General features: G+C 50.6%; 13 protein-coding genes, 1 pseudogene and 1 riboswitch. Of the genes and pseudogenes, 5 read left to right on the top strand and 9 right to left on the bottom strand.

The window, feature by feature from the left end; genetic code table 11:
- The first annotated feature begins 43 nt into the window (after nt 1-43).
- Nucleotides 44-1,477, top strand: coding sequence for a bifunctional D-glycero-beta-D-manno-heptose-7-phosphate kinase/D-glycero-beta-D-manno-heptose 1-phosphate adenylyltransferase HldE (gene hldE, locus OGX86_RS21120; protein ID WP_048215525.1), 1,434 nt, complete (start codon nt 44-46; stop codon nt 1,475-1,477).
- 111 nt (nt 1,478-1,588) lie between these two features.
- Here hldE and OGX86_RS21115 read toward each other — a convergent pair.
- Nucleotides 1,589-1,717, bottom strand: a pseudogene (locus OGX86_RS21115) (hypothetical protein); the annotation flags it as partial.
- A gap of 127 nt (nt 1,718-1,844) precedes the next feature.
- Here OGX86_RS21115 and glgS point away from each other — a divergent pair.
- Nucleotides 1,845-2,051: a cell surface composition regulator GlgS gene (gene glgS, locus OGX86_RS21110; RefSeq protein WP_008785836.1), complete on the top strand. Its 207-nt coding sequence runs from the start codon at nt 1,845-1,847 to the stop codon at nt 2,049-2,051.
- A 33-nt stretch (nt 2,052-2,084) separates the two neighbouring features.
- On the opposite strand, the gene ubiK is transcribed toward glgS, so the two are convergent.
- The gene (ubiK, locus tag OGX86_RS21105) at nt 2,085-2,381 is read right to left on the bottom strand and encodes a ubiquinone biosynthesis accessory factor UbiK (RefSeq protein WP_048215526.1); all 297 of its coding nucleotides are present in this window, start codon (nt 2,379-2,381) and stop codon (nt 2,085-2,087) included.
- A gap of 132 nt (nt 2,382-2,513) precedes the next feature.
- Nucleotides 2,514-2,663: riboswitch (FMN riboswitch) on the top strand.
- A gap of 106 nt (nt 2,664-2,769) precedes the next feature.
- On the opposite strand from ubiK, the gene ribB reads away from it, so the two are divergent.
- Nucleotides 2,770-3,423: a 3,4-dihydroxy-2-butanone-4-phosphate synthase gene (gene ribB, locus OGX86_RS21100; protein ID WP_003828424.1), complete on the top strand. Its 654-nt coding sequence runs from the start codon at nt 2,770-2,772 to the stop codon at nt 3,421-3,423.
- 85 nt (nt 3,424-3,508) lie between these two features.
- Here the strand turns inward: ribB and dsbI are convergent, their stop codons facing one another.
- The 3 genes from dsbI to assT are packed head-to-tail and all read right to left on the bottom strand — an operon-like array spanning nt 3,509 to nt 6,689.
- Nucleotides 3,509-4,186: a protein-disulfide oxidoreductase DsbI gene (gene dsbI / locus OGX86_RS21095; protein WP_048225559.1), complete on the bottom strand. Its 678-nt coding sequence runs from the start codon at nt 4,184-4,186 to the stop codon at nt 3,509-3,511.
- Between the two features lie 14 nt (nt 4,187-4,200).
- Nucleotides 4,201-4,869: a thiol:disulfide interchange protein DsbA/DsbL gene (locus OGX86_RS21090; RefSeq protein ID WP_048225557.1), complete on the bottom strand. Its 669-nt coding sequence runs from the start codon at nt 4,867-4,869 to the stop codon at nt 4,201-4,203.
- A 23-nt stretch (nt 4,870-4,892) separates the two neighbouring features.
- Nucleotides 4,893-6,689 carry an arylsulfate sulfotransferase AssT gene (gene assT / locus OGX86_RS21085; protein ID WP_136392351.1) on the bottom strand — a complete coding sequence of 599 codons (1,797 nt, stop codon included), beginning with the start codon at nt 6,687-6,689 and terminating at the stop codon, nt 4,893-4,895.
- Nucleotides 6,690-7,084: 395 nt separating this feature from the next.
- Between assT and OGX86_RS21080 the strand changes: the two genes are divergently transcribed.
- Nucleotides 7,085-7,261, top strand: a complete 177-nt coding sequence (locus OGX86_RS21080) for a hypothetical protein (protein ID WP_071446370.1) — start codon at nt 7,085-7,087, stop codon at nt 7,259-7,261.
- 65 nt (nt 7,262-7,326) lie between these two features.
- On the opposite strand, the gene zupT is transcribed toward OGX86_RS21080, so the two are convergent.
- The gene (gene zupT, locus OGX86_RS21075; RefSeq protein WP_286640625.1) at nt 7,327-8,100 is read right to left on the bottom strand and encodes a zinc transporter ZupT; all 774 of its coding nucleotides are present in this window, start codon (nt 8,098-8,100) and stop codon (nt 7,327-7,329) included.
- A 147-nt stretch (nt 8,101-8,247) separates the two neighbouring features.
- Here zupT and ygiD point away from each other — a divergent pair, with 147 nt between their 5' ends.
- Nucleotides 8,248-9,036 (top strand): 4,5-DOPA-extradiol-dioxygenase, encoded by a 789-nt coding sequence (gene ygiD / locus OGX86_RS21070; protein ID WP_032945034.1) that lies wholly within the window; start codon nt 8,248-8,250, stop codon nt 9,034-9,036.
- Between the two features lie 85 nt (nt 9,037-9,121).
- Here ygiD and OGX86_RS21065 read toward each other — a convergent pair whose 3' ends face one another.
- The 3 genes from OGX86_RS21065 to tolC all read right to left on the bottom strand — a co-directional run bounded on the left by OGX86_RS21065 (nt 9,122) and on the right by tolC (nt 12,603).
- The gene (locus OGX86_RS21065) at nt 9,122-10,282 is read right to left on the bottom strand and encodes a glutathionylspermidine synthase family protein (protein ID WP_048225554.1); all 1,161 of its coding nucleotides are present in this window, start codon (nt 10,280-10,282) and stop codon (nt 9,122-9,124) included.
- A 5-nt stretch (nt 10,283-10,287) separates the two neighbouring features.
- Nucleotides 10,288-10,965, bottom strand: coding sequence for a DUF1190 family protein (locus OGX86_RS21060; RefSeq protein WP_016154521.1), 678 nt, complete (start codon nt 10,963-10,965; stop codon nt 10,288-10,290).
- A gap of 147 nt (nt 10,966-11,112) precedes the next feature.
- Complete coding sequence (gene tolC, locus OGX86_RS21055; RefSeq protein ID WP_286640623.1) at nt 11,113-12,603, bottom strand: outer membrane channel protein TolC; 1,491 nt, start codon at nt 12,601-12,603, stop codon at nt 11,113-11,115.
- Nucleotides 12,604-12,705: the final 102 nt, after the last annotated feature.

The following is a 12,705-nucleotide window of genomic DNA, read 5'->3' as shown; positions in this document are numbered from 1 at the left end:
GCGCAAATTTTAAGACCCTCAGAGAATCTCTCAGGAGACAGGAATGAAAGTAACGCTGCCAGAGTTTGAACGTGCAGGAGTCATGGTTGTCGGTGATGTGATGCTGGATCGCTACTGGTACGGTCCTACCAGCCGTATTTCACCTGAAGCGCCGGTTCCGGTGGTGAAGGTCGATACCATCGAAGAACGTCCCGGTGGCGCAGCAAACGTGGCGATGAACATTGCCTCTCTGGGAGCGAATTCGCGTCTGGTGGGCCTGACCGGTATTGACGACGCGGCGCGTGCGCTGAGCAAAACGCTGGCGGATGTGAACGTAAAATGCGATTTCGTTTCCGTGCCGACCCATCCGACGATCACCAAACTGCGCGTGCTTTCCCGCAACCAGCAGCTGATTCGCCTGGATTTCGAAGAAGGTTTTGAAGGCGTAGATCCGCAGCCGCTGCACGAGCGTATTAACCAGGCGCTGGGTTCTATCGGCGCTCTGGTGCTCTCCGACTACGCCAAAGGCGCGTTGGCAAGCGTGCAGCAGATGATTGCTCTGGCGCGTAAGGCTGGGGTGCCGGTGCTTATCGATCCGAAAGGAACCGATTTTGAACGCTACCGTGGCGCAACGCTGCTGACGCCGAACCTGTCTGAGTTTGAAGCGGTGGCGGGCAAGTGCAAAAGCGAAGATGAACTGGTTGAACGCGGCATGAAAGTGATCGCTGATTTCGACCTTTCCGCACTGCTGATCACGCGCTCCGAACAGGGGATGACGCTGCTGCAGCCGGGAAAATCGCCGCTGCATATGCCGACGCAGGCGCAGGAAGTGTATGACGTGACCGGTGCGGGCGATACGGTTATCGGCGTGCTGGCGGCGACGCTGGCGGCGGGTAACTCACTGGAAGAGGCGTGCTATTTTGCTAACGCCGCAGCCGGTGTTGTCGTCGGTAAGCTGGGGACCTCTACCGTTTCTCCGATTGAACTGGAAAACGCCGTGCGCGGTCGGGCCGATACTGGCTTTGGCGTGATGAGCGAATCTGAGCTGAAACAGGCCGTTGCCAGCGCCCGCAAGCGCGGTGAAAAAGTGGTAATGACCAACGGCGTGTTCGACATCCTGCATGCGGGCCATGTTTCCTATCTGGCGAATGCGCGCAAGCTGGGCGATCGTCTGATCGTAGCAGTAAACAGCGATGCTTCGACTAAACGTCTGAAAGGCGAAACGCGTCCGGTCAACCCGCTGGAACAGCGTATGATCGTGCTGGGTGCGCTGGAATCCGTCGACTGGGTGGTCTCTTTTGAAGAAGATACGCCGCAGCGTCTGATTGCTGGCATTCTGCCGGACCTGCTGGTCAAAGGCGGCGACTATAAGCCGGAGCAGATTGCGGGCAGCGAAGAGGTGTGGGCGAACGGCGGTGAAGTGCTGGTGCTGAACTTCGAAGATGGCTGCTCTACGACAAATATCATTAAGAAGATCCAGAAAGACAGCGATAAATAACACCTGAAAAGTTTGCCGGATGGCGGTGTGAACACCTTATCCGGCCTACGTGACGTAACGTTTGTAGGCCGGATAAGACGCTTTCGCGTCGCCATCCGGCATTTTTACGTTTTATTCTTGAGCCACAGCGCTACTTTCCACTGATTTTAACAGCTCGGCCAGTGCTGACAGCGAACCGCTGGACAATCCAATTTCACTTAACAGCGAGTCAATCAGCGGCGCTTGTGTACGATAAGGAAGAGTTGTCGGAAACTGTGAACCAGAACGTTGATTTGCGCACAATATGTACAGAATAACTTCGTATCCAGGGAAATACTGAAATTAGAAAAAGCATATGGCCTTAGCAGATATTCAATAACTGGAGGGTATGCTCATGAACAGCAATATGTATTCACTGAACAATTTCGATTTCCTGGCCCGTAGTTTTGCCAGGATGCAGGCTGAGGGCCATCCCATTGATATCCAGGCGATAACCGGGAATATGGATGAAGAACATCGTAGCTGGTTTTGCAAACGCTATGCGCTGTACTGCCAGCAGGCGACGGAAGCCAGGAAGCTAGAACTGGAACACTAACAGAAAAACGGGCCTTGCGGCCCGTTGTCGTTTTTACTCTTGCGGATCGACTGACGGGATCGCCGGGGCTGGCTTAACTTCTGCCGTTTTATCACGTGATTCAAGCTCAGTCAGACGTTGCTCAAGCAGCGCCAGCTTTTCACGCGTGCGCAATAAAACCTGAGTCTGTACATCGAATTCTTCGCGGCTTACCAGATCCAGACGGGTCAGCTGTGACTGCAGCGTTTGACGAATTTTCTTCTCTACGTCTTCGCCAAACTCGCGGATCCCTTTCGGCATCGACTCGTGAACCTGACGAGCAATCTGCTCAATTTTTTTCGGGTCAATCATTGTGGTTTCCCTGAACTGGTACGTGTTGCTGCCTATTGTAGTGCGAACTGGCACAGGCATAAACCAGAATTGTGTGAAGCTAAGACGAGTAAAGGCGTTGATGAAGGTAATCAATAGCGTTATAGTTAACCCGCTTATTCTCAGGGCGGGGCGAAATTCCCCACCGGCGGTAAATCAACAGATGTTGAAAGCCCGCGAGCGCTTTTTGTTACGGCAAAAAGGTCAGCAGATCCGGTGTAATTCCGGGGCCGACGGTTAGAGTCCGGATGGGAGAGAGTAACGATCCAGTCGGGCATGGACCCGCTCACGTTATTTTTTTGCCGCTTAGACGGTACTCCTAAGACTGCCCTGATTCTGGTAACCATAATTTTAGTGAGGTTTTTTTACCATGAATCAGACGCTACTTTCCTCTTTTGGTACGCCTTTCGAACGTGTTGAACATGCGCTGTCTGCGCTGCGTGAAGGACGCGGTGTAATGGTGCTTGACGACGAAGACCGTGAAAACGAAGGCGATATGATTTTCCCGGCAGAAACCATGACCGTAGAACAGATGGCGCTGACCATCCGTCACGGTAGCGGTATTGTTTGCCTTTGCATCACTGAAGACCGACGCAAACAGCTCGATCTGCCAATGATGGTGGAAAATAATACCAGCGCTTACGGTACCGGTTTTACCGTGACCATTGAAGCCGCAGAAGGCGTGACCACCGGTGTTTCCGCTGCAGACCGTGTTACAACGGTGCGTGCGGCAATTAAGGATGGCGCAAAACCTTCCGATCTTAACCGTCCGGGGCACGTTTTCCCGCTGCGTGCTCAGGCAGGCGGCGTGTTGACCCGAGGTGGTCATACTGAAGCAACCATCGACCTGATGACGCTGGCAGGGTTTAAACCAGCCGGTGTGCTGTGCGAACTGACCAATGATGACGGCACCATGGCCCGTGCGCCAGAGTGCATCGAATTTGCCGGTAAGCATAATATGGCTGTAGTGACTATCGAAGACCTGGTGGCTTACCGTCAGGCGCATGAGCGCAAAGCCAGCTAATTGCTGACTACCGCGACAACCGTGGTAGGGATAAAAAAAACCGAAGTCAGTTTTCTGACTTCGGTTTTTTGTTATTACAACCTGGCTATTTTTTTCTGGCCAGTTTAAGTGCCCAGGCTCCGCTCATTACCAGCAACAGCACTAAACATAAACCAAAAGCGAGCAGGCATGCCTGCGCCATATTCATAAAATGCCATGGCGGAAGCAGATACCAGCCTTCGGACTGCTGGTACAGATCGACAAACCACTTTTGCATACTGCTAAGCGCTACGCCATCAGGAACGACAGGTGCGTCATAGCCGCAATCTCCAGTGGGCTTAAACCATTCTGGAGCCCAGTTTGCCAGCGGCAAATTGAAAGGGAATGTCGGATCGGTGGAACATCCCTGTACGCCAAAGAGCGAATCCGGGTCCGGGTTATGTACCGCATAATGAATGCCATTAAGTTTGATGGAGAACTTAATGCCCATAATGCTGCCATAAAATGCCGCAATGCAGCCGACCAGTTTTAGAATGAGGTTTTTAGGGTTTATTGCCGCGATCAGCCCACCGAAAACCATCACAAACATGGCAAAGCGGATGTATACACATTGCTCGCAAGGGGCCATGTAGAGATAGATTTGGAAGAACGAGTGCGCCAGAATAATTAACCCACCCATGGCACAAGCCATTAGCAACCACAAAAAGCGTCGCTCCTGCCATCTCACCAGGGTATTAACCGGTGTGGTACATAAGTCTCGCCACAATCCTTTGATAAAATCCATAGCCGGTTCCCTGTTTATTTTGTCGCCAGCTCTCTGACAAGCTCAGCCATGGAATCAATCGATTTGATGCTTTTGGTGTAGATCAGGTACTTACCATTGACGACGTAAGCCGGAACCCCCTGGATTTTGGCAACATCATAAGCCGCTTTCCATTTTTCCAGTGTCTCCTGGACTACGGGTTCTTTTAAGGCGACCTCGAAATCTGCTTGACTCATACCCGCAGCATCCAACCCTGTTTTGATGAATGAAGCGGGATCTTTACCGTCAGACCAGCGTTCTTTCTTATCGTGGTAGGCAGTGTAGTAAGCAAACTTAGCTTTTTTGAACTGTGATTTGGCATCAAACAATGAAATTCCTGCGGCCTGATCCTTAGCAATCATTACTGCAAATACTTCACTGGCCTGTTTGCCGTATTCTCCTTTGGTCTCGAGATGAAACGGTGTGAAGGCTACGAGATCGGCAACTTTATCTGACACCGGACCGGTCACGGCTTTATCATATTTGTAGCAGAATGGGCAGGCGTAGCTGAATACTTTGATCAACGTTTTATCAGCATTGGGAATCGGTTTCTCCAGCACCATATAGTCAGTACCTTCAGTAAAAGCCGATGCTGCAAATGGTGATACCAGCGCTGCCGTTAATACCACGCTTTTAAATAATGAAGTAATCCATTTAGATGACATAATTAATCCTTAACCTAACGAAATTATTTAAACATTTGTTGTGGGCGAACCAGTAATGCGCGGTAGTGCGTTTGGTTTGGTTTATCGGAAAGGACATCAATTTCGACTTTGACTTCTTTTGTTTTGTAGTCAATTTCGTTGATTTTGCCGATGGTAGGCTGTCCAACATCAAATAAATTAATAGAACCACCAAATCCAAACATCGTGTCGCGGTCTTTTTGATATTCAATTACCGACGTGATAGGACTGTAAAAATCATAACCGCGCTCTTTCCCGTATTCCCAAACTTGCTGAACGGTTCCTTTTTTCTCGTCAATTTTATATTCGACGAACCGGGAGTATTTCATTGTTGGTAGCGCTGGTTGTTCGAGTCCACGGCCATCGCCATTGTCAAAGATGGTTAGCGTTCCTTTGCTGGAGAGCCATGCGGTGTGTTGGGTGTAGGTAAAATCGAAATCAGTATTCTCGCACTTACCGTTTTCATCACACTTCAGCGCGCTGCCCTTATCATCAACCGGTTTTAACAGTTTGCTTGCCAGCGCCTTATTCCAGCCTTTAGACGGTGCCAGGATCCATTTCACCTGTTTATCGCGACCGATTTTGACGACACCCTGATGGCGGGAAGAAAGAATGATGGAGTCATCTTTAGCGTCATAGGCAATGGAGTTTACGTGAGCCCAGTTACGGCCCGCACCAACGCCGAGGGCGTCACCATAGGGGGTATCTGGCTCTAGTTTTGCCTGTTGGCCTGCATGAGCGAGATCCACGTTGACGCATACCGCGCCTGCGTCCAGAGCACCCAGCAGCGCGTCACGCATCGGGTCGAGAATTTGTGTCAGATCCCATACGTCAACAACACGTCCAGATTTATCGACTTCAATAATCTGGTCGCGGATGGTATGTACGTGAAGGCCATCTTCTTTGCGATAATCGCGTTTACCTACGCGTAGCAGTACGGTGCCGTTCACTGTTTCGACCGACTCATGTGAAGCATCCAGGAATCCGCGTGGCAGCTTATGGTCGGCCAGAACTTGCCCCAGCATATCGAATTCATACCAGTGCTGGCCCTGGACGGCGGTGAAGGTGCCTCGCGGTGTTTCACGAATACCCATCAGGTAGCCGCGCTTGTTGATATCCATGTCATGACCGTCATAGAAGGTGTCCTGATCCAGCCACCACCGATATTCACCTTCCGTATCGACGACAAAGGTAAAGGGTGCGATATCAAAGGGGAGTGCTCCGCCAGCAGGACCCGCATCCAGGATGCCGGCATTTTTATCTTTTTCACCATGCCAGTGGAATTCTGCACCCTGCGGGGTAAAGGTGTGGGTATTCACCAGATAAAGACGATCTTCAAAACCCGGTGCTACTTTAATCACTTTTGTTTGCTGTAAATCAGATATAGAGCGGTTATCCATGTAGTGATTTACGATGGCGGAAGTTTGCACCACATAATCATCTTTCATGGCCTTACCGTTTTCTTTATATTCAACGGTTACCTTATTTGCGAACTTTTGATAAAGGCCAAAAATAGGAATGCCATCGTACGTGGTGAGTGACTCTTTGCCGACGGTATAAGTCACCGGAACGCCTTTTTCACCTTTACCATGGACGGTAACTTTAACATCTGAAATAACGTGGCTATCTAATTCAACCAGCGCAGTAAGCGGGGCATTTCCATAAGGGTCAACTACTATTGCGCCCAATTTTCCTGCAGGTTGGGCCGGTTGAAAACCAGCGGCAAGAGAGTTTCCTGCTGCTAATCCAAATGTCAGTGCCAGAGTCCCTGCCAGAAGTGTTTTTCGGTATTGTGTAAACATGGATATATCTCCTTATATTACCTATAAATATAATATTGCTGAATATATTATGTTTTTACTATTTGATAAAATAAAGCAGCATTGTTAATACTATTTTTGTAATGCCTTAATTAATTTTGATGAAATGTATTATTCTGCAGGAACTAATTTTTATTATTTTTTTGATAGTATGAGTGAGATATTTTAAGAACAATATTTATTATTGCGTAGTGTGATCTTGTCGACATTGTTTTAATTGTTTATAACGAGTTTAGCTAATAGCGTAGCCGCTGATTTATATGATCGAAATCATATATTTGTTTCTGAAATATGCCACTATATGAGTATGTCAGAATAAGTTTGTGTAAAATTTTAACGTTAAATGTTTAATGATGTTAAATTTTAAGGGTAAAAGAATGTTTATTGCCTGGTATTGGATTGTATTAATTGCACTCGTTGCGGTGGGGTATTATTGCCATATGAAACGTTATTGTCGGGCATTCCGCCAGGACAGAGATGCCTTACTTGAAGCGCGAAACAAACTCTTTCGCCGCTCTGGTGAAGATAACAGCGCGGTTAAGGAACAGGATTAGTCCTTCATATTCTGCTATGGATGAGCGGATGCTGTAAATTTGCAGGGTGGCATCCGCCCTCTGGATTATCCGATTCCCATCGACTGGAGGATGACGAGGCTTAATCCCATCACCGACATTCCACATAACACCCCATAACTAGGATTATTATTGGGATCGATCTCTTTTGCCAACGGCATCAATTCATCGACGGACAGCGCCACCATAATACCTGCGACAGCCGCCATTATTGCCGCCATCACCACTGGTGATATAAGGCTACCGAGAATTAACCACGCCAGTACGCCGCCCAGTATTTCTGCCATACCTGAAATCCCTGCCCAGAATATCGCCGTACGTTTGGAGCCTGTGGCGGCATAGACGGGACCCGCCACCACTAATCCTTCAGGAATATTGTGCAATGCAACAGCGAGGGCAATACCAAAGCCCAGCTCAAGGTTGCTACTGGCGGTAACAAACGTCGCAATCCCTTCAGGAAAGTTGTGCAGGCTGATGCCGAGCGTTAATAAAATCGCGGTGCGTTTAATAGAGCCGGGTAGAGGCTGCGTTGTTTTTTGTACCAGATCCTGAGGGTGCGCGTGCGGCAATAGACGGTCCAGGCCAAAGTAGCCCAGTAAGCCGACGATAAACATTCCGTAGCCCAGCACTGGCGACATACCTTCAGCGGCCAGCGCAGCAGGTAGCATCTCCATAAGGGAGATCAGTAACATAATCCCGGCGGCGAAGCCTAAAGAAAAGGCGAGAACGCGGTTAGACGGTTTTTGCCCTAACACGCCGAGAAATGCGCCGATAAACGTGGCGGCACCTGCCAGTAAAGTCAGAAGTAAAGGTACTGACATCGACAAATAAAACTCCTTATCAATCTGCTGTCCGGGTTAGATCGTCAAAATAACTGATGATCTTCATCATGGTTATCTGAGTTCTTCATCAACCGAATAAGCGTATTGTGGTGGTATCAAAATGACTCCCTCAGTAAGGATATCATCATGTCTTCAACTCGTATGCCAGCATTGTTTTTGGGTCACGGTAGCCCGATGAATGTTCTGGAAGATAACGTTTATACCCGTGCCTGGCAGCAACTGGGGGAAACGTTGCCGCGTCCGAAAGCCATTGTGGTTGTCTCTGCGCACTGGTTCACCCGTGGAACGGGTGTGACAGCGATGGAAGCCCCCAAAACGATCCACGATTTTGGCGGTTTTCCGCAAGCATTATATGACACCCATTACCCGGCTCCTGGCTCGCCTGAACTGGCGCAGCATCTGGTTGACTTACTTGCTCCAGTGCCTGTGACCCTGGACAAAGAAGCCTGGGGTTTTGACCACGGTTCCTGGGGCGTGCTGATCAAGATGTATCCGAATGCGGACATTCCGATGGTGCAGTTGAGTATCGACAGCACCAAACCCGCGTCATGGCATTTTGAGATGGGCCGTAAGCTGGCGGCACTGCGTGATGAGGGCATTATGCTGGTGGCCAGTGGTAACGTGGTGCATAACCTACGTACTGCGCGCTGGCACGGTGAGAACACGCCATATCCGTGGGCAACCTCATTCAATGATTATGTTAAGGCTAACCTGACATGGCAGGGACCGGTTGAGCAGCATCCGCTGGTGAACTATCTCGATCATGAAGGTGGATCGTTGTCGAACCCGACGCCGGATCACTATCTGCCGCTACTGTATGTTCTCGGGGCTTGGGATGGTAAAGAGTCTGTCACGATCCCGGTTGATGGTATCGAGATGGGAAGTTTAAGTATGTTGTCGGTGCAGGTTGGATGATGAATGCCCGATGGCGCTACGCTTATCGGGCATTAAGTTCGTGCCGTAGGCCGGGAAAGGCGGAGCCGCCTCCCGGCACTCTCAATCATTCGACAAAAATATGCGGATAGAAACGTGACAGATCCTGCGTGATCAACGCGCGGTCTTCACGAATGCCGATCCCGGCTGGTTGATCGTTGATTAGCCAGCTGCCAATCAGCATATAGCTGTCGCCAAACTTCGGTAGCTGATGGAACTGCTGCACGATCATGCCTTCTTCACCGTACGGTCCTTCCACGGATTCGATCGTTTTACCGTTCTCAACAATGGAGACGTTAGCTCCCTCGCGCGAGAAGATCGGTTTGACGACGAATTTATCCATCTGCGGATGGTCGTCTTCGGCAAAGTACGCTGGCAGCAGGTTCGGATGGTCCGGGAACATTTCCCATAACAGCGGTAACAGTGCTTTGTTGGAAATAATGCTCTTCCAGGCCGGTTCCAGCCAGCGAACGCCAGCGTCTTCCAGCTTGGTGGAGAACATTTCACGCAGCATGAATTCCCACGGATAGAGCTTGAACAGGTTAGCGATCACCTGATCCTGCATATCGGTGAACTGGCCTTTTTCACCAAGACCAATATCTTCTACATAGAGGAATTCTGTAGTGATCTCTGCTTCGGCTGCACAATCCTGCAGATACTGGATCGTACCGCGATCTTCTACCGTGTCACGACAGCAGGTCAGATGAAGCAGTTGAAAACCATACTGCTCACGCAGCTCGGTGAAACGCTCGATCAGTTTTTCCTGCAGACTGTTGAACTGATCGCTGCCTTCCGGCAGATTGCCTGCATTGAGCTGATCTTCCAGCCAGATCCACTGGAAAAACGCGGCTTCGTACAGTGAGGTTGGCGTATCGGCGTTGTTTTCTAAAAGCTTGGGTTCACCCGTGCCGTCCCACGCCAGATCGAGGCGCGAGTAGAGCGACGGTTGCTGTGTCTGCCAGGACTGGCGGACAAAGCCCCAGGTATGCTTCGGAATGCGAAACTTCGTCATCAGCTCATCGCTGGCGATGACCCGTTCCACCACTTTGAGGCACATCTGATGCAGCTCTGCGGTGACCTCTTCCAGCTTTTCGACCTGAGCAAGCGTGAGCTTGTAGTACGCGTCTTCACACCAGTACGGCTCGCCGTACATCGTGTGAAAGTTGAAACCGTATTCGGTGGCTTTATCGCGCCAGTCCGGGCGCTCAACAATACTGACTCTTTCCATGGCGATCAGCCACCCATTGAACGTGTGGTGGTGCCGCTTGCGCTACGCTGCATGGTGCTCTGTTTAGCTACTGACTCACCAAACCCGCCGCGGGTTACGGTAGAGGTGGTGGCAGGTTTCGGTGCCATAGCGGTTTTCGGTACGGTCATGGTGCGACCCGGCGTTGCTGCGCCGTAGTTTTTGCCGCCTGCATCCGTATATTTGCCGTATGCCGGGCTGGCCGGATTTTTCGAGCTGAACAGCGGCTGCTGAGCGCCCATACCGCCACCCATCATGCGGCCCATCATATAACCGGCCATCAGCGGCATCCAGAAGCTGCCGCTGCTTTGATTCTGCGCCTGAGCCTGACCTTCGCCGGTCGGTGCCATACCTGCTTGCGCAGGAGCTTGCTGGCACTGGCCTTCGCCAAATTCAGCGATACAGTCTTCGCGAGTGGCGTATTTTGGCGCGGTGCGTTCAGCTTCTTTCAGCGCATTGTTAAACGCGGTGGTACATTCGGCGCTTTTACCCGGATTAGCCGCAGAGCAGTCATCAGCGTTCTGGTAAAGCGAAACTGTTTCGTCGCTCTTTTCACAGCCCGCGAGCATAAACACAGCGGTAACTGCCAGGGCGACAGGAGTCAGGTGGCGCGCGCTCCAGCTTTTGCGGAACGAGGCGTGATGTATAGATTTTGTCCGTTTCATTTATGTCTTCCAGGACCCAGTGGTAACTCTGCTCAGAATAGAGGATGACTGGTCGAAATTGAAGCGGGAAGAGGCGAGAATGCGGAAGAAGAGGCGGATCTTTACGTTGTCTTACGTTCAGACGGGGCCGAAGCCCCGTCATCAGCATCAGTTACGGAACGGGTTGTTGCCGTTGCTGCTGGTTGAACGTGCGGCCGTTGGCTGAGCCGCAGGCATATTGCCAGTGCTGTTAAAGTCATTCACCGCGGCATCTTGCTGCGGATTTTGCGGTGCTACGCTATCCGGAGAAGTTGGGATCGGTTTACCCAGCGTATTGTTCAGCGCCACCAGATCCTGCTCGTTCAGCGTACCGAGCGCAGATTTGACGTTAAGCTGATTAATAAGATAGGTATAACGCGCATTCGCCAGTTGCTGCTTGGCGTTGTACAGCGTGGTGGTGGCATCCAATACATCCACGATGGTACGGGTACCTACGGAATAGCCGGCTTCCATTGCATCTAAAGAGCTTTGGGCAGAGACAACCGCTTGTTTGTACGCGTTAATGCTACTGATGGAAGCATTAATGTTGTTGAACGAAGAACGCACGGTTTGCACCACGCTGCGGTGCGCGCTTTCCAGTTGTTCGCTCGCGCCAACAAAGTTGTACTGCGCTTGTTTCACCTGCGAGTTAACCATTCCGCCCTGGTACAGCGGCAGCGAGAAGCTCAGACCGATTTTGTTCTGGCCTTCATTGCTATCGTCATAGCGTGTACCTGCATCACTGGCACGAGTTTTAGATCCGCTGTATGAGGTATCAGATACGCCGGTAGAGGCGGTTAAATCCAGCGTCGGTAAATGACCATCTTGCGCCAGACGAATCTGCTCACGCGCCAGATCCTGGCTCAAACGCGCCTGCAATAACGTCAGGTTGCGGTTTTCTGCTTCTTTCAGCAGTGCATTTACCGCCTGCGGTTTGTTGGTTTTAAAGCCATCAACGTTCAGAGATGCCAGTTCCGGGTAGTAGTTACCGGTTACCTGACGCAACTCTTCCACAGCGTTATCCAGATTGTTACGCGCGGTAACTTCGTTCGCCAGCACGGTATCGTATTGTGAACGGGCGTTTTGCACGTCAGTGATGGCGACCAGGCCAACGTTAAAACGCTGTGTGGTCTGATCTAACTGACGGTAGACCGCATCTTTCTGCGCCTGAGTGTAAGACAGTACGTCAATCGCGTTCAGGACTTTAAAATAAGCGGTAGCGGTATTCAGGATCAGCGTTTGCTGATCGGTCTGATACGTCACATCCTGGATGCCCGCTGATTTTTCTTGCAGCGTCAGGGCACGCCATTTCGACATGTCGAACAGCGTTTGAGTCAATTGTAATGACGCGCTGGTTGCATTGGAGTTGACGCCATTTGAATCACGATAGCCATTGCTGTAGGTGTAATCGGCACCTAAACCCAGTTGCGGCAGTAATGGGCTACGCGCTTCGTTAATTTTTTCGAATGCAGCATCGCGATCGGCGGCGGATTTACGCAATTCCGGGTTGCTCAGGCGTGCTTGCTGATAAACCTGCATCAGGTTTTCTGCCTGGCTCAAAGTACTGAACCCCGACAGGCTCAGGCCGATAAGGATGGGGAGCAATTTCTTCATTTGCATTCCTTGTTGTGAAGCAGTATTTAGCGCTGATCAAATTGTAAAAATATTTGCTGATTCTAGCAGAATCCGCCACTTCAAAAAGTTGGCGTTACGTGCCATACG

The sequence above is a fragment of the Citrobacter sp. Cpo040 genome (genome assembly GCF_030332915.1).
Taxonomy (GTDB): domain Bacteria; phylum Pseudomonadota; class Gammaproteobacteria; order Enterobacterales; family Enterobacteriaceae; genus Citrobacter; species Citrobacter portucalensis.
The sequence above is the reverse complement of the archived record's forward strand: the minus strand, read 5'-3'. Positions and strand labels throughout refer to the sequence as shown.